This window comes from Desulfonatronum sp. SC1, assembly GCF_003046795.1.
Lineage (GTDB): Bacteria > Desulfobacterota > Desulfovibrionia > Desulfovibrionales > Desulfonatronaceae > Desulfonatronum.
This window is the reverse complement of record NZ_PZKN01000039.1, coordinates 1-16,217: the sequence shown is the minus strand read 5'-3', so window position 1 is coordinate 16,217 and position 16,217 is coordinate 1. Positions and strand designations below refer to the sequence as shown.

The 16,217-nt window shown below is 59.9% G+C and carries 15 protein-coding genes and 1 pseudogene; 10 read left to right on the top strand and 6 right to left on the bottom strand.

Going from position 1 to position 16,217, the window contains the following annotated elements:
* Positions 1 to 308 precede the first annotated feature (308 nt).
* Positions 309 to 2,318, top strand: a complete 2,010-nt coding sequence (locus C6366_RS16435) for a molybdopterin-dependent oxidoreductase (protein ID WP_107739911.1) — start codon at positions 309 to 311, stop codon at positions 2,316 to 2,318.
* 89 nt (positions 2,319 to 2,407) lie between these two features.
* Here the strand turns inward: C6366_RS16435 and cbiB are convergent, their stop codons facing one another.
* From cbiB to C6366_RS16410, 5 genes are all read right to left on the bottom strand, one after another.
* Positions 2,408 to 3,343 (bottom strand): adenosylcobinamide-phosphate synthase CbiB, encoded by a 936-nt coding sequence (gene cbiB, locus C6366_RS16430; protein WP_107739909.1) that lies wholly within the window; start codon positions 3,341 to 3,343, stop codon positions 2,408 to 2,410.
* 25 nt (positions 3,344 to 3,368) lie between these two features.
* Complete coding sequence (locus C6366_RS16425; protein ID WP_107739907.1) at positions 3,369 to 3,617, bottom strand: hypothetical protein; 249 nt, start codon at positions 3,615 to 3,617, stop codon at positions 3,369 to 3,371.
* 11 nt (positions 3,618 to 3,628) lie between these two features.
* Positions 3,629 to 5,314, bottom strand: a complete 1,686-nt coding sequence (ettA, locus tag C6366_RS16420) for an energy-dependent translational throttle protein EttA (protein ID WP_107739904.1) — start codon at positions 5,312 to 5,314, stop codon at positions 3,629 to 3,631.
* 296 nt (positions 5,315 to 5,610) lie between these two features.
* Positions 5,611 to 5,796: a hypothetical protein gene (locus C6366_RS16415; protein ID WP_107739902.1), complete on the bottom strand. Its 186-nt coding sequence runs from the start codon at positions 5,794 to 5,796 to the stop codon at positions 5,611 to 5,613.
* Positions 5,797 to 5,816: 20 nt separating this feature from the next.
* Positions 5,817 to 6,089: an HU family DNA-binding protein gene (locus C6366_RS16410; protein WP_031388138.1), complete on the bottom strand. Its 273-nt coding sequence runs from the start codon at positions 6,087 to 6,089 to the stop codon at positions 5,817 to 5,819.
* Positions 6,090 to 6,394: 305 nt separating this feature from the next.
* On the opposite strand from C6366_RS16410, the gene C6366_RS16405 reads away from it, so the two are divergent.
* A complete protein-coding gene (locus tag C6366_RS16405; protein ID WP_107739900.1) occupies positions 6,395 to 6,874 on the top strand; it encodes a hypothetical protein in 480 nt (159 codons plus the stop codon).
* Between the two features lie 14 nt (positions 6,875 to 6,888).
* Here the strand turns inward: C6366_RS16405 and C6366_RS16400 are convergent, their stop codons facing one another.
* The gene (locus C6366_RS16400; protein ID WP_107739898.1) at positions 6,889 to 7,794 is read right to left on the bottom strand and encodes a TIGR00730 family Rossman fold protein; all 906 of its coding nucleotides are present in this window, start codon (positions 7,792 to 7,794) and stop codon (positions 6,889 to 6,891) included.
* Between the two features lie 244 nt (positions 7,795 to 8,038).
* Between C6366_RS16400 and C6366_RS16395 the strand changes: the two genes are divergently transcribed.
* The 8 genes and pseudogenes from C6366_RS16395 to C6366_RS16365 all read left to right on the top strand — a co-directional run bounded on the left by C6366_RS16395 (position 8,039) and on the right by C6366_RS16365 (position 15,589).
* A complete protein-coding gene (locus C6366_RS16395; protein ID WP_107739896.1) occupies positions 8,039 to 9,238 on the top strand; it encodes an aminopeptidase in 1,200 nt (399 codons plus the stop codon).
* Positions 9,239 to 9,331: 93 nt separating this feature from the next.
* Positions 9,332 to 9,532: a UXX-star selenoprotein family 1 gene (uxx1, locus tag C6366_RS20580; protein ID WP_304481813.1), complete on the top strand. Its 201-nt coding sequence runs from the start codon at positions 9,332 to 9,334 to the stop codon at positions 9,530 to 9,532.
* Between the two features lie 92 nt (positions 9,533 to 9,624).
* Positions 9,625 to 10,110, top strand: coding sequence for a LuxR C-terminal-related transcriptional regulator (locus C6366_RS16385; RefSeq protein ID WP_107739893.1), 486 nt, complete (start codon positions 9,625 to 9,627; stop codon positions 10,108 to 10,110).
* A 499-nt stretch (positions 10,111 to 10,609) separates the two neighbouring features.
* A pseudogene (locus tag C6366_RS20755) lies at positions 10,610 to 10,765 on the top strand (helix-turn-helix domain-containing protein); the annotation flags it as partial.
* A gap of 192 nt (positions 10,766 to 10,957) precedes the next feature.
* A complete protein-coding gene (locus tag C6366_RS16380) occupies positions 10,958 to 11,809 on the top strand; it encodes a helix-turn-helix transcriptional regulator (RefSeq protein WP_368731499.1) in 852 nt (283 codons plus the stop codon).
* A 76-nt stretch (positions 11,810 to 11,885) separates the two neighbouring features.
* Complete coding sequence (locus tag C6366_RS16375; RefSeq protein WP_107739888.1) at positions 11,886 to 13,811, top strand: FAD-dependent oxidoreductase; 1,926 nt, start codon at positions 11,886 to 11,888, stop codon at positions 13,809 to 13,811.
* A 25-nt stretch (positions 13,812 to 13,836) separates the two neighbouring features.
* Positions 13,837 to 14,682: an acetoacetate decarboxylase family protein gene (locus tag C6366_RS16370; protein ID WP_158269836.1), complete on the top strand. Its 846-nt coding sequence runs from the start codon at positions 13,837 to 13,839 to the stop codon at positions 14,680 to 14,682.
* 40 nt (positions 14,683 to 14,722) lie between these two features.
* On the top strand, positions 14,723 to 15,589 hold the full coding sequence (locus C6366_RS16365) for an SDR family oxidoreductase (protein ID WP_107739884.1): 867 nt from the start codon (positions 14,723 to 14,725) through the stop codon (positions 15,587 to 15,589).
* The last annotated feature ends 628 nt before the right edge of the window (positions 15,590 to 16,217 follow it).

Genomic DNA, 16,217 nt, shown 5'->3' with positions numbered 1-16,217 from the left:
ATACAAGGAAGCGTATCACCGTCATCGCCGGTCCGGACCGGCGGTGACTGTCAGGCCGGGACAAAGTCCTTCCGGCTATGAACAGCAATGTCAGGCATTGCCCTGGAGCGTCGTTTTTGCGCGTGGAAGCACACGAAGGCCGGTCTATATCGGCCGGCCCTCCTGCGTTTTACTGTTAAATGGCGTCTGGATTGTTGACCGATTCCATGGTGACGAAATATAGCGGATGCCGTCGGAATAACGCGGTTCGCGATTACAATAAGCGACCGAAGATCGCGGAAGCGACGCCGGTCATGAGGAGCATGATAATGTTGAAAAACAACGGTGAGACATCGCGGATTTCCGCTTGTATCCTGGACTGTCCGGACGCCTGTTCGTTTCTGGTTGATTCCCGGGCTCGAACTCTCCGGGCAAACCCGGCGCATCCGTTCACCAATGGGTTCATTTGCCGAAAAGGCGCTCGTTGTTTTGATCGACTGGACGCCCCGGAACGCATCACCCGGCCCTTGGTGCGCACGAAGCCCAAGCGAGGACTGCGTCGCGGGAAGGCCGTCGGTTTGGCCCAGGAGGGGTTTGAGGCGGTTTCCTGGGATGGGGCCTTGGACGTGATCGCCGACAAGCTGAACGCCTTGGCGGACCTGCCCGAGGCCGTGCTGCACGTGCGCGGCCACGGTTATCGCGGGGTCCTGGCTCAGGCCAGCCTGAACCTTTTCTCGACTCTCGGCTCCTCCACCATCCACGGCTCCCTGTGCGACGAGGCGGGCATCGAGGCCTGCATCCGCGACTTCGGGGCGTTGGAGCATAACGATCCGTCGGATTTGCTCAATGCGGCCCGGATCGTGAATTGGGGCAAGGACCTGGGGCGTTCCTCCCCGCATACCGGCCTTTTGGTCCGCGAGGCGCGCAAAAGAGGAACCCGGGTGCTGACCATCTCTCCAGGCGGTGATGGAAGCGAAGGATGGTCCGACCGGGTGATCCGCATTCGTCCCGGGACGGACCGTTTTTTGGCGGCCTGGCTGATCCGTCGGCTTATGGAGCTGGACGGGATTTCTCAGGACGTCGTCCGAGCCTGTGCTGATTGGGAGGCGTTTCGAGCGCTGGTAATGTGCCTGAACCCCGAAGATCTGCTGCTTCGTTGCGACGTGGAGCGGAGTCACGCGGAGGAGCTGCTGGAGTGGTATGCGCCCCTGCCCGGGGCCGCTTCCGATTACGCCGTCGGCCCCACGGCCACGCTGATCGGCTGGGGCGTGCAGCGGTATTTGTACGGCGGCCAGAACGTGCGATTTATCAATGCCTTGAGCTTGCTGTCGGGCAATATCGGACGCGTCGGAGGAGGCTCGTACTTCAACATCGCCTCGGGCCGCAATCTGGGCTCGTGGCGGGCGGATTCACCGGGGCGCCCCGTGACAACCTCCAGGCGCTCCTTTCCGTTGCCTTCCCTGGCCTGGGAACTGGAATGGGCCGACCCGCCGGTGGAGTTCGTCTGGGTGGACGGGCACAACGTGGTCAATCAGGTTCCGGACAGCCTGGCCATGGCCAAGGCCTTGCAGCGGCCCTTCGTGGTCTGCGTGGAGGCGTTTTTCAACGACACGGCGCGCTGCGCGGACGTGATCCTGCCGCCCGCCCTGATGCTGGAGCGCGAGGAAATCGTGGGCTCCTGCCTGCATCACTACGTGAACTATTCGGGCCAGGCGGTTTTGCCCCGGGGGGAATGTCGCGCGGATTACGACATTCTGCGTGATCTGGGAGCGCGGTTGAGCCCGCCGGTGCGCTTCCCGGAACCGGACGAGTGTCTGCGAATCGGCCTCGTCCCCGTAGGCGTCGACCTGGACGCTTTCCGGGCCAAGGGTTTCGCGCGGACCGATCATCCCTCAGTCGCCTTTGAGGGACTGAAGTTCGCTCATCCTGACGGGTTATATCGGTTCCCCGAGGCACTTGATCCGGACCCCCTGGAAATCGATCAGGACGACGATCCCGAGTTCCCTTTACGCCTGCTCTCCCTGGTTCGCGGCACCTACATGCATTCCCAGATTCCAGAGAGCGAGCAGCAAGGGCTACCTGAGATATTGGTCTCCCCGGACAACCCGGACCTGGACGACGTGGACCCGGAAGGCCCGATCTTCCTGGCAACGCCCCTGGGGCGCATGGCCGTACGCATACGCCTGGACGCATCCCTGCACCCTCACGCCGTGGTGATTCGTCGCGACGGCTGGGTCAGCCTGGGCCACGGCCCCAACGCGATCATCGAGCCCCAAGTCACGGACATGGGCGATTGCGCGGCTCTGTACAGCCAGTGCTGCCGGTTGGAGTCGGACTGAACAGGTGGAGGTGATCGCCGACCATATGTTTTTTCCTTGGATGAGAGGCGTGGGCAAAATGTCGCGAGGAGGAGTTGCCGGACACGAAGTCAAAGCGTCTGCATCACCAAAACAGTCGCCAAAACCAGCGTCGCGCAGATCCCAAGTCCGGCAAGCAGGGCCAGCCGGAGCAGCTCGTTCAGCTTTTGATCCGTCCAGGGCTCGCCTTCCGGCCCGAGCCAGGGCTTGGCCTTGATTTGGCCGAAGTAGCTGGTCGGCCCGCCCATTCCGGCCCGCAGGGCCAGGGCCGCGGCGGCCATGGGCCAACCCGCGTTGGGGCTTTCTGTCAGGCTGGCCGTGCGGCGAAGTTCGGACAGGCGGACAGCCGGTCTGCCCAGCAGACGGGCCGTTGTCGTCAAGGCCAGGGCGGTCAGCCGGGCCGGGACAAAGGCCAGCAGATCGTCGGCCCGGGCCGCGGCCCAGCCCAACTCCCGCCAGCGCGGCGTCTTGTACCCCCACATGGAATCCATGGTGCTCACGGTCTTGTAAGCCCAAAGTCCGGCGGGACCGAGAAAGGCCAGGTAGAAAAACGGAGCCGTGAAAGCGTCGTTCAGGTTTTCGCTGACGGTTTCGGCCAGGGCCCGGCGGATTCCGTTTTCGTCCAGGTGTTCCACGTCCCGGCTGACCAGCCCGGCAAGGGCCGTCCTGGCGGCTTCGACATCCTGCTCGCGGAGCAACCGGGCAACCCGGCGTCCTTCCTGAAGCAACCCCCCCAGGGCCAGTCCGGCGTAGCTCAAATACAGGGCCGGAAACCAGCCGACCATGGGCAGGGAGACGATCAACCGGACCGCGAATCCCACGCCCAGGGCCAGACCCAGGACGCAAAGCAGTCCCGCCAGTCGCGGAGGAAGCGGGGAAGAACGGACGAGGCGCTCCAGACGGTCCAGCAGCCATCCGATGAGCCGAACCGGATGCGGCCAGTTCGGCGGATCCTTGAGCCAGAGGTCCAGGGCCGCGGCCAGAAGGGGGATGGTCAGCCAGGGCATAATGGAGCCGGCCCGGGAAGAGGCCTCAGTCCTGAAACAGGCTGAACTGCACCTCCCGCGGCTTCAGAGGGGCGTTGGCCGTCTCGGAAGCCGCGGGAAGGGCCGTAGCCTTGCGTTTCCGACGGGGAAAGGGATTCGTACCGGTGCGAAAAGGGTGCAGGGCGCAGGAAATGTCCGGACAGAGCCGGACTTCCTTGGGACTTCCGCCGCAGCATTCCAGGCACTTGGCCCGAATGGCCTTGAGCGGATTGCGAAGGACGCGCTTTTTGGCCATGGCCGGAGAGATCAGCCGCGGGTGAACTTGCGGTACTTGATCCGCTTGGGAACGTCGGCATCCTTGCCCAGACGTCGGCGGCGATCTTCCTCGTACTCGGTGAAGTTGCCGTCGAAAAAGGTCACCTGGCTGTCGCCCTCAAAGGCCATGATATGGGTGGCGATACGGTCCAGGAACCAGCGGTCGTGGCTGATCACCAGGATCGTTCCGGCGAAGTTCAGCAAGGCGTCTTCCAGGGCGCGCATGGTGTTCACGTCCAGGTCGTTGGTGGGCTCGTCCAGTAGCAGGACGTTGGCCCCTTCCTTGAGCATCCGGGCCAAGTGAACCCGGTTGCGCTCCCCGCCGGAAAGCAAGCCGACCTTCTTCTGCTGGTCCCCCCCGGTGATGTTGAAACGCCCCAGGTAGGCCCGGGCGTTGACGTCGCGATTGCCCAGGCGGATCAGATCGTGGCCGTCGCTGATCATCTCGAACACGGTCTTGTCCGCTTCCAGGTCGTCCCGCTTCTGGTCCACGTAGGCCAGCTTCACGGTCTCGCCCACGTCGATCCGGCCCGAGTCCGGCTGCTCCTGGCCGGATATCATCCGGAACAGGGTGGTCTTGCCGGCCCCGTTGGGACCGATGATGCCCACGATGGCCCCTGGGGGAATCAGAAACTCGGCGTTGGCCAGCAGCATCCGGTCCCCGTAGGCCTTGCACAGCTCCTGGGCCTCGATCACCTTCTGGCCCAGCCGGGGTCCGGGCGGGATATAGATTTCCAGTTCCTTGCCCTGCTTTTCGGATTCCTGGGACAAAAGCTGCTCATAGGCCCCGATCCGAGCCTTGCTCTTGGCGTGCCGGGCCCGCGGCGACATCCTGATCCATTCCAGTTCCCGCTGCAGGGTCTTTTGGCGGTCGCTTTCGGCCTTTTCCTCCTGGCGCAGGCGTTCCCTTTTCTGGTCCAGCCAGGAAGAGTAGTTGCCCTTCCAAGGGATGCCTTTGCCTCGATCCAGTTCCAGAATCCACCCGGCCACGTTGTCCAGGAAGTAACGGTCGTGGGTCACGGCGATGATGGTTCCCGGATACTGGTGGAGGTGGTGTTCCAGCCAGGCCACGGATTCGGCGTCCAGATGGTTGGTGGGCTCGTCCAGAAGCAGGATGTCCGGCTGCTGGAGCAACAGGCGGCACAGGGCCACACGTCGCCTTTCCCCGCCGGAGACGATGTTCAGCGGCATGTCCGGGGGCGGGCAGCGCAGGGCGTCCATGGCCATTTCCAAACGGCTTTCCAGCTCCCAGGCGTTCAGGGCGTCCAGCTTTTCCTGGACCGAGGCCTGGCGGGCCAGCAGGGCGTCCATGGCCTCGTCGCTCATGGGTTCCGCGAACTGGGCGTTGATTTCCTCGAACTCCTTGAGCAACCGTACGGATTCTCCGGCGCCTTCCTCGACAACTTCAAGAACCGTGCGCGTTTCATTGGCCAGCGGCTCCTGTTCCAGGTATCCGATGGTGTGCCCCGGGGCCAGGGAGGTCGAACCCTGGAAGTCCTGGTCCACTCCGGCCAGGATTTTCAGCAGCGTGCTCTTTCCGGAGCCGTTCATCCCCAGGACGCCGATTTTCGCCCCGTAAAAATAGGAAAGGGAAATGTCCTTCAGGATCGGCTTTTTATCGTAATACTTGCTGACCCTGTGCATGGAATAGATTATTTTTTTATCGTCAGTGCTCATGGTTCGTCCGAAGTGCCTGTAACGGGTTCAAGGTTGGTTCGATAAAGTGGCTGTAACTACTCAGCACAGAGTTAATAGCGTTGCCGGGGTCGGGGTCGGAATCGGGATCGAAAACGTTGGGATGCGTTCTGATTGTTTCCTGTTTCAATTTCGATTCCGACTCCGATCCCGACCCCGACTCCGATGGCAGCAGGAAGAGCACACAACGTGTGTTGAGTAGTTACAAATGGCTAAGAAAAAAAACCGGACATCCTCCCAAAGAAGGTGTCCGGTTTAAAGGAAAAAATAAGGACAGGCTAATGGCCGTGGCCGTGTTCGTCGTCGCTAAGGGTATCCTTGATAGACTTCATCACGACGTAGCCGACGCCGGAACCGATGAGAATCAGCGCCAGGTAAAAGGCGCCCATAAAAATGGCGTGGTCAGGCATCCACCAGGGAATGTCCTGAGGCAAAAAACTTTGAATGGTTTCTCCGGGAAGCATCATTCACTCCTGTGCAAAAGTTAGTTGACGGCGTCCTTGAGCAACTTGCCGGGGCGAAACTTGACGACCTTGCTGGCCGGAATCTTGATTTCCTGGCCAGTCCGGGGATTGCGACCCGTGCGCTCCTGGCGTTGCTGAACCTCGAAGGTGCCGAAGCCGGTCAAGGTCAGCTTTCCGTTGGCTGAAAGAATTTCCTCAACGGAATCAATAAAAGCATTAAGGGCGCTCTCCGCGCTCGCCTTGGTCATTCCCGCCTTGCCGGCTACTTTCGATACCAGATCCGCCTTTGTCATAACGCTCTCTCCTTTTGCACTAAATGGGTAATGGTGAGAAAACAACCTGTCCTGTTGACAGCCCTATATAAACCTTCCTAGGTCGGCCTCTAGCCCAAAGCCGCCGCCATTGCAAGAAACCAAGGGAAAAAACGCCAGCCGTGTATTCGTCGTAAACAATTCGGTTTGCCATATATAATCTCTTTCAAGATGTCCACGATTTTTTTTCCGCCCACGAACAACTTGTCACCGATCAAACGATTGCGCTACGACCGCACGAACAGGCGTGATCGACATACACTCATCAAATGCCAAGGAGCAGGAACATGCCGCGACGGGCGCCTTTGGAAGCGCAAATGTACTCCCACCTCGGGCCATCGCGTTTTTCAGCCCTGGGATTTCTCGGCGAGGATGCCCGGGACTTCGAGGATATCCTGGCCGACGACGCACGAACCCTGGATCGCCTGGGGGTGAGTCGGGAGCAGCTTGTTCAAGAGCTGCGAGAGATTTACGAACGGGCGTTGAAAGCCGGCGGAGATCCGGTGCGGGCGGGCACGGCGAGTATCGCGGAATGCCTGGAGTGCCGGGGACGAGTTCCCTCGCCGTTTCCAGGCGAGGGAACATTCGCCAAGCACCAGGTCCGGGTTTTTCGCGAGGATGGAGCCGAAACTCTCGTCATCACCCCCTTGGCCCTGCACCTGATCGAACGGCACGGTTTTTTCCAAGGCATTGGTTCGCCCTTTCGGATCGACCCCGCCCAAGCCGTCTCGGTGCTGGGGCTGGGTGCCAAGCGAAAAAATGGTTGACCTCATTTCCAGGCTCAGCGCTTGCGCTCCAGATTGTCGAAAGCCGCGATCCGGTCCCAGGCCTCATCGGCGGTTTCCACGAATTCGAACAGGTCCAGGTCATGGGACGAGATGGTCCCGGCTTCCACCAGAGCCCCGAAGTTGATGACCTTTTTCCAGAATTGGGAGCCGAAGAGCAAAACCGGCATGGGGGCGATCTTTCCGGTCTGGATCAGGGTCAGGGCGTCGAACAGTTCGTCCAGGGTGCCGAACCCGCCGGGAAAAATCACCAGAGCCCGTGCGCGGATCAGGAAGTGCATCTTACGGATGGCGAAGTAGTGGAACTGGAAGCTGAGTTCCGGAGTGATATACATGTTGGGGGCCTGCTCGTGAGGCAGGACGATGTTCAGGCCGATGCTCTTGGCCTGGACTTCGGCCGCGCCGCGGTTGGCCGCCTCCATGATTCCCGGACCGCCGCCGGTGATCACCACATGGGTTTTCTTCTCGTCGCACTGGCAATTTTCCGATATGATCCGGGAAAGCTTGCGGGCTTCCTCGTAATAGCGGCTGTGCTCCAGCGCGCTTATGGCGGCCTGGAGTCGGGCCGTTGCACCTGTGTCTTCGGGGCCGTCGGGCTGGTCCCCAACGGCGGCCAAGGCCTCGTCCAGCCGGGCCTGAGCGGTTTCGGCATCGAGCAGCCTGGCACTTCCAAAGACCACCACCGTGGACTCAATCCGATTATCCCGCATCAGCATTTCAGGCTTGAGCAGTTCCAACTGGAGGCGAACCGGGCGCAGTTCGTCTTGCAGGATAAAATCGTTGTCCAGAAATGCCAGACGATAGGCCGCGGATTCGGTCTGCGGCGTGGAGGGCTGCTGTTGGGCTCTTGCGACGTCGTTTTGCGCCGAGGGGAAAAGGGTTTCCGGGTGGCTGGCGGCCATGGGCATCCTCCTGAGATGAGGTTACGGGATTGAGAAAGGGTTTTTTTGGACTGTTTTCGCGGGAGCGTCAATCATTGCCCGTTCCGCTTCAGGGAAGTTGGGCCTACGAACGACCGGCGGGCTAACGGCCAACAGACAAACAACGGATTGCCAAACCTCCGGCGAGGGCCTATCCGTACCCTTTGAAAAACGCGTCGAGAACGTTTATCAAACAGACCACCACCAACACAGGAGACATTGAGGGATGTTGACGGAAAAACACCTGGACGCCTATGCCCAGGTCATGATCTGGGCTCTGGACACTGCCAGGGGGCGCAAGCCGCGCAAGGGCAATATCGTCCTGCTGCAATCCGATCCCGCGGCTTCGGCTCTGGCCGAGAAAATATACGCGCTGCTGCTGCGTCGCTCGCTGCAACCCGTAGTGCGCTGGAATCCCACGGTGCGCATGGAGCACGACTTCTACGCCCTGGGCGAGGATAAACAACTCACGTTTCACCCTCCGGGGACCAAGGAACTTTTGGGAGCCCTGCACGGCGCGATTCACCTCCGCGCGCCGGAATCCCTGACCCACCTGCGGGACGTCCACCCGGAACGGATCAGCCTGGCCACCCTGGCCCGCAAGCCGCTGCGGGACATCCTGGATGCGCGGGAGCACAGAAAGCTGTTCGGTTGGACCCTGGCCATGCTGCCCACCCAGGCGATGGCCCAGGCCGCGGGCATGGACCTGGACGCCTACACCGGGCAGATCGTGAACGCTTGCTACCTGGACGCCGACGATGCCGTGGCCGCCTGGCGGGAAGTCTTCGACGCGGTCGGTCGGATCAAGCGCTGGCTGAACAAAATGAATCCAAAGACGCTCCGGGTGGAATCCGAAGGCATGGACCTGGAAGTCTCCCTCGGCGAGCAACGCAAATGGGTTGGACTGTCCGGCCACAACATCCCCAGCTTTGAGATTTTTCTCTCTCCGGACTGGCGAGGGGTCCGCGGGGTGTACGTCGCTGATCAGCTTTCGTACCGCAACGGGAACCTGGTTTCCGGAGTACGCCTGGAATTCACGGACGGCAGGGTGACTTGCGCCCAGGCGGAACAGGGCGAGGCGTTCCTGCGTTCCCAGGTGGCCATGGACCCGGGAGCAGCCCAGGTGGGCGAGTTTTCCCTGACCGACAAGCGCTTCTCCCGCATTAATGCCTTTATGGCCAACACCCTGTTCGACGAGAACTACGGCGGTGAACACGGCAACTGCCACCTGGCCCTGGGATCGTCCTACGTGGAATCCTTTTCCGGCAAAGCCGCGGACCTGGACAAGCGCCGCAAGCGCGACCTCGGGTTCAACGAGTCCGCCCTGCACTGGGATCTGGTCAACACCCGCCCCAAGGTCGTTACGGCCCGGTTGCGGTCGGGAAAAAGCCGGGTGATTTATGAGAATGGAGAATTTTCCTGTTAGCTTTCCCAGAAATCGGGAAATGGCGTTGACTCGGGAAGATCAGGGATGGCAAACCTTGGCTTTCCCATCACACTCTTTTCTCAGGAGGTCGGTATGAGTCAGACGATTATCTACGGCAAACAAGGCTGACCCTACACCACCAACGCCCGTGAGGCGCATCCGGGTCATGTTTATCACGACGTGAAGACGGATCCCGGCCGGATGGAGGAAATGCTCACGCACAGCCAGGGCCAACGCAAAGTCCCGGTGATCTTGATCAATGGCAAGGTCACCGTGGGTTTTGGAGGCACCTGAGGCGTCTAAAACGCTTCGGCGGTCGTCGAAGCTCATCTGCCCGGTATCAAGAGCCCCCGTCGCCGTGATACCGGGTTTTTCGTTGTTTCCGCATGCGGCATTTTGGATGGTCGATACCTGCCGGACACGGGGAAACCTCCCAGGCCCTTTGGTCGCCACGTCTCTGTCGCGTAATCGAACAGACGCTTGAACTCGCGCTCCCGTACGGTCTGCTCGCGCCCTTTTCCGAGCATCTGGGCACGATGCGGGGAGTGCTCGAAGAGGTGTCCCGCGAGCGTTTCCCGCGGGCTCATAAACAGATCATCAAAGGGTGGAAGGAAGTCTTTAACGGATGGACCGAGATACACAACCGCATTCTCAGAAGCGACATGACCACGCTGCTGACCTCCAGGGAATACGCGATTTCCCAATACCTCGTGGACGGCAAGAGCTGCAAGGAGATCGCCAAGCTGATGAACACCACCCTTGCCGGCGTGAACTACTCCCTGCGGGTCATCCGGGAGAAGCTGGGCGTCAAGCGCAGCCGCGATATCCCCAAATACGTCAACTGGTGCGCTGAAAACAGTCCGAAAACCTGAGAAGGCCAAGCCTGAAAGCCGCCGCCCCCCCACACATCCCAGCATTATCTTACACTTTCCCACCATCTTTTCATCCCAGCATCCCGGCATTTCCCTTCTCACCCTTCTCCCCTCTCTTCACCCCTCTGGTCTCAGGTCTCATCCCTCAGCCCTCTCTCCCCCCCCTCCTCCCCTTTCTGTCGCTTATCCGACAGCCATTTTCGCGGCGCGTCAGAACCAGCACGTGACGCGCTTTCAACTCGCAATACACTGTTATCAAAGTTTTTTCCAGACTGACCAGACATCACCTGGAGCCGAAGGAACGCGGAATTCAGCCTCTCGGACGCTGGAAAACCGTTCAAAAACCTCTGAAAATACCCCCAAAAAACTCAGTGTTTTTTCTCCGGGATGCGGTATGCTCGCTCTCAAAGCACTCACTTTTGGGACGATGTCATAAGCACCGATTCACCCATTATACTATTCCGAACAACAAGAATATCCGAGGCCGAGGAGTCCGCGCATGGATTGGATTTCCGTAACCAAAGCAGCGGCGCGATGGGGCGTCGATCCCCGCGTGGTGCAGCGGTATTGCGCATCGGGGAAAATTGCGGGCGCGAAAAAATACGGACGCGCGTGGATGATCCCCGCAAACGCCCACAAGCCTCTCGACAGCCGCGGGAACTTTGAAACAACGCAGCCCGAACCGCTCTACCCCGGCCTGTTTCTTTTGGACAATCCGCGCTTTGACGGTCGAAGCGTGGAGATAATCGCCGCGGGTCTGCCTGACGTTGAGCACCGGCGCGAGTTTTACGCGGAACTGGCCTTCCTTCGGGGGGAAACCCAAAAGAGCCTGGAACTGATCGCTCAAATGCCGGAAACCAGCCCGTTCCGCCTGACCGGCATCCACATGGGCAATATCGCCGCCATCCGCAAGGGAGACGAAAACGCCCTGCGCCGGGGCATGGATGCCCTGGAGGCCCGGCGTCAAGAGTACGCGGGCTGCCCGTCCGCGCAAAACTGCATCGACCTTGCCGAAGCCGTGGTTTACGCCGGTGTGTATGCGCCGGACCACTTCCCGGAATGGTTGAAAGACGGTGATGTGCTGCGCTTTTCCGAGGACGTCAGGCCGTTCGCGCTCTACCTGTACGCCCTGTACCTGAACAACACCCGCCAGCAGGAACGCATGCTCGGAGTGACGGAAACCGTACTGGCATTGGTCCCGGAGCAGGGTTTCACCATAGCGGAGCTCTATCTGCGGATCATGCGCGTCAGCGCCTGCGTGGCAATGGGCGACAGGCAACGCGCCCGGGAACTGATCGAGCAGGCGCTTGACCACGCGCTCCCCTACGGCCTTGTCGCGCCCTTTTCCGAGCATCTGGGTACGATGCGGGGGGTGTTCGAGGAGGTTGCCCGTGAGCGTTTCCCATGGGTTCGCACGGAAATCATCAGGGGATGGAAGGAAGCCTTCACCGGGTGGACCGAGATACGCAACCGGATGCTCAAAAGCCGCATGACCACGCTGCTGACCTCCAGGGAATACGCGATCTCCCAATACCTTGTGGCCGGCAAGACCTCCAAGGAAATCGCCGAGCTGATGCACACCACCGTTTCCGGCATCACCTACTCCCTGCAGATCATCCGGGAGAAGCTGGGCGTCCGGCGCAGCCGGGACATCGTGAAATTCGTCAACTGGTGCGCCAAAAACAGGTCAAAAACCTGAGACATTTTCTCAGGGTGTACGGTTTTTGGGGACGCATTCAGCCTGAATGCAACTTCATGCACAAAGGGAGATTGGAATGTACAAACGACTGCAACAGGAAGCCACAATCGGACGGCTGACACTCGCCAACCGGGTTGTGATGCCTGCCATGGGGGCGAACCTGGGCGCGCCGAACGGCGGGGTGACAGATGACATCATTGCTTTTTACGAGGCCCGCGCAAAAGGCGGCGTCGGGCTGATCATTACGGAAATTACGCGCATCCAGGGCGGCGCGGGAATCGGCGAGCCGTGCCAGCTCGCGGCATACAGGCCGTCCGACATCTCTGATCTGCAGCGGCTTGTGGAGGCGATCCACAAGTACGAATCCAGGATCTTCATCCAGCTTCAGCATCCCGGCCGGGAAGCATCGCCGGCCATGACCGGCGAGCAGCCCGTGGCCCCGTCTCCCGTGGCCAATCCGCTGACCGGCGGCGGCGTTCCACGGGAGCTGAGCCTTGAGGAGTGCGAGGCCCTGGCCCAGAAATTCGTCGGTGCCGCCCAGGTCGCCATGTCGGCCGGAGCGGACGGTGTGGAACTGCATGGCGCGCACGGATATCTGATCAATGAGTTTCTTTCTCCGGCCATGAATTTTCGCACGGACAAGTACGGCGGGTCTTTTGACAACCGGATGCGCTTTGTGACGGAAATCCTAACCGGAATTCGGCAAAGCCGCGGAAAGCATTTTCCCATTTCAGTGCGCATCAACGCCGAGGAAGCACTTCCGGGAGGGATCGATCTTCAGGAGGCGTGCAGGATCGCCGCGGCCCTGGAACAGGCCGGCGCCGATGCCATCAACGTCAGTTGCTATTCGTCGGGCACCTTGGAGCCCGGCACCTACGCCCAGGGATGGAAAAAATACATGCCCGCGGCGGTGAAAACAGCCGTAACCATTCCCGTGATCGCCGTGTGCAACATCAAGGAGCCCGGAGCGGCGGAGGCTCTGCTGGAACAAGGCGTCTGCGATTTCGTGGGCGTGGGGCGCGGTCACCTTGCCGACCCCGATTGGTGCGTCAAGGCCTTTTCCGGCAGGGAGGACGAAATCCGCACATGCATCGGGTGCATGGGCTGTTTCGGCGAAATCGTGAAAGCCAGGCGCCTGCGGTGCGCGGTGAATCCTCTGACCGGACGGGAGCGGGAATATTATCACCCCGTCAAAGATGGCCAGGGGCGCGTCGTGGCGGTCGTGGGCGGAGGCCCGGCGGGCATCGAGGCGGCGCTCGCGCTGAAGGAGCGCGGCTTCACCCCCGTGATCCTTGACGACAAACAACGGCTCGGCGGCACGCTGAATACGGCGGACAAGGGATATGGGAAAGAGAAGATCACGCGCTATGTGGACGCCTTGATCGCGCAGGTCGAAAAGGCGGGCATCGAGGTGCGGCTCAATGCCCAAACTGACCCCGAAGGCGTGAAGGCGCTAAACCCTTGCGGCGTCTTTGTCGCGTGCGGAGCAACACCTTTGATCCCGTCCCTGCCGGGCATTGATGAAAAGTGCGTATGCGTTGCCGAGGACGTGCTCCTGGGCCGGGTCAAACCCACGGGAAGCGTTGTCGTGATCGGCTCCGGCATGACAGGGCTTGAAGCCGCGGAAATGCTGGCCATGAACGGCTGCCGCCTGACTCTGGTGGAAATGCTCGGGGACCTGGGGCCCGGCATGTTCCCCTTGATCGTGCAGGACACCATGAGCCGCATCACCCCCCATGATCCGACGATCCTCACCAGCCACAGGCTGGAACGCGTCACGCCGATCGGCGTGGAACTGAGCAGATTGACGGACGGAGAAACGGTATTCGTGCGGGCGGACCATGTGGTTCTGGCCATGGGAGTGTCGCCGCGCAAGGCCCTTGTGGACGAGTTCAAGGAGGCCTTCTCCAATGTGCGCGTCGTGGGCGATGCACGAAAAGGCGGCCGGATACTGGAGGCCACGCAGGACGCCAGAGGCAAGGCGTTTGTCTTCGACCCCTGAAACCAACCCAAAAGGAGTGTGCACGATGAACAAAGGCTACCTGATTCCCGAGGATAAACTCAAGAATTTCATGAGCAACGCCGCAATGAACAACCAGTACGGCATCGTGCTGTACGCGACACCCGACCCCCAAAGGGCCCGCGAGCTGCTGCCCCACCCGCTGGAGCTGCACGACGCCTCGAATCCTTTGGCCTACGCCTACATCGTCAATATCAGGGATCCCACGTTCGCTCCGTGGTACATGGAAGGCGGCATCGGCATTCTGGCCCGCTACGGCCAGCATACCGGGATCTATTTTCTCGGCCTGATGCTCAGTGGTCCTGGGGCAATGATGGGCGTGTTTTCCGGCCGGGAAACAGCCGGACTGCCCAAAAAACTCTGCGAGCGCATCGTTGTCCAACGCACGGGCGACGAAGGACATTGCTTCATCGAGCGCAACGGAGTGCGCCTGCTTGACGTGCGGGTTGCCATCGGCGCGTACAACGATCCCTCTTTCCATCAGCAGCCCGAAGGATGCTCACCGGACAAGCCCGTCATAACAGGAGGCGGATGCCTGCAGCACATGCTCCAGATGGGAACGTCTGAACTCGTGAACCTGAAGATGCTCTATTACAGCAGTCCGTCCCGGTATTACTCCTGGGAACCGGCCACGGCCGACTGCAAACTGGCCTCTTCCCTGGATGACCGCTGGGGCGAACTGCCGATCAAAAAAATTCTCGGCGCGGGATGGATGGTCAGCGACAACTGGGTCGACGGACTTACCCCCATCTACGACTATCCCAAGGAGGAAATCCCTTCGGCCATGAGCCGACTGCTTCCGGGCCGTTACGACCGCTGCACCTTTGAGCATCCGCACCAGTGCTACGAATAGGGCCGGGAAAGCAACCTGAAAACCCCAAGGAGGAACTCGAATGGAAAACTACAATGACTACTTTCGCGGCAAAACCGCCATTGTCACCGGCGCGGCCGCGGGCATCGGGCTGGGCCTGATCGAGGAACTGCTGGACTCAGGCGCAAAAAAGGTTGTTCTCGCGGATTTCAATGCCGACAACCTGAATACGCATACGGAACGGCTCTCGGCAAAACACCCGGGCAAGGTGAAGGGCGTGTTGTGCAACGTGACCATTGAGCAGGAAGTCGCGGACATGATCGCCGAGGCCGCGGAGTTCTTCAACGGTCGCGTCGACCTGCTCATCAACAACGCCGGGGCTGGATTTTTGGGGTGTTTTACAGAGCCCTCCGCCCCTGACGCCATGCCCGGGGAGAAAACACGTGCCTTGGCACAGACCAACGAGGACTGGGAAAAAGGCTTCGCGCTCAACTTCTACGGCGCGCTGTACGGCTGCCGCGCGGTCATCCCCATCATGCGGAAACAAGGCGGGGGCCAGATCCTGAATATCATTTCCGGCATCGTTTTCTCGCCCATGGCCTTCCAGAGCATATACTCCGCGACAAAAGCCGCGCTCAACGGCCTGACGCTCTCGCTGCGCACGGAATACTGGGACGACAATATCAAGATCTCCTCCGCCACGCCCGGAACCACGGCCACGGACATCTGGGGCGAACTCAACATGAAAGCGCCCGCCGGAGCGCAGACACCGCAACAGTCCGCGCGGCGCATCCTCCAGGGGGCTGCCCGCAACCAGCGCATCATCTTCGGGGACGACTCCGATCTGGACGGGGCGAAGCACTGCTTCCATGCCGATCGCGAGAAAGGCATGGACGAGTATTTGCTCAACGTGGCCCGTGAGCGGAGAAACGGCAGCTTGGCGTTTTAGGACGTCACTACAAAAGTCTGAAATTGTCTTCCCTGACTCGACAGCATGTTGCGATAAATTGCTTTATACTGCTTGAGGTGTTTTTTAAATTTGCTGGTGCGCCAACGGGAGCATTATGTTGTTTTGGCAAGAGTTGCAGTCGCAGCCATTTAGGCCGCCCTTTCAGGGCTACTATTTTTTGGGGGCGTTTACCCAGGGCGTTGCCCTGGGCTGTAATATTTCGCCCTTACAGGGCTTGTCTGAAGCCCCAAGGGGGCGGCCATATCGTACCCAGGGCAACGCCCTGGGGATGATGGTAAAACAAGAATAGCCCTGAAAGGGCGGCCTAAAGGCATCATAGAAAAAATTCAATCGTTTCAGCCTAAAACAGTATATAATCAACTTTCAATCATCAACTTTCAATCATCAACTTTCAATCATCAACTTTCAATCATCAACTTTCAATCATCAACTTTCAATCATCAACTTTCAATCATCAACTTTCAATCATCAACTTTCAATCAGGACTTTAACCGCATCGCGCCAAATCCAGCCTTTTCCGCAATAATTTCTGCATGTTAACCTGGCCCTTTGCGTAAGACCCTACTGATATCTCTGCTTTTTTGTCAAAAAAACGTTTAATTTTATA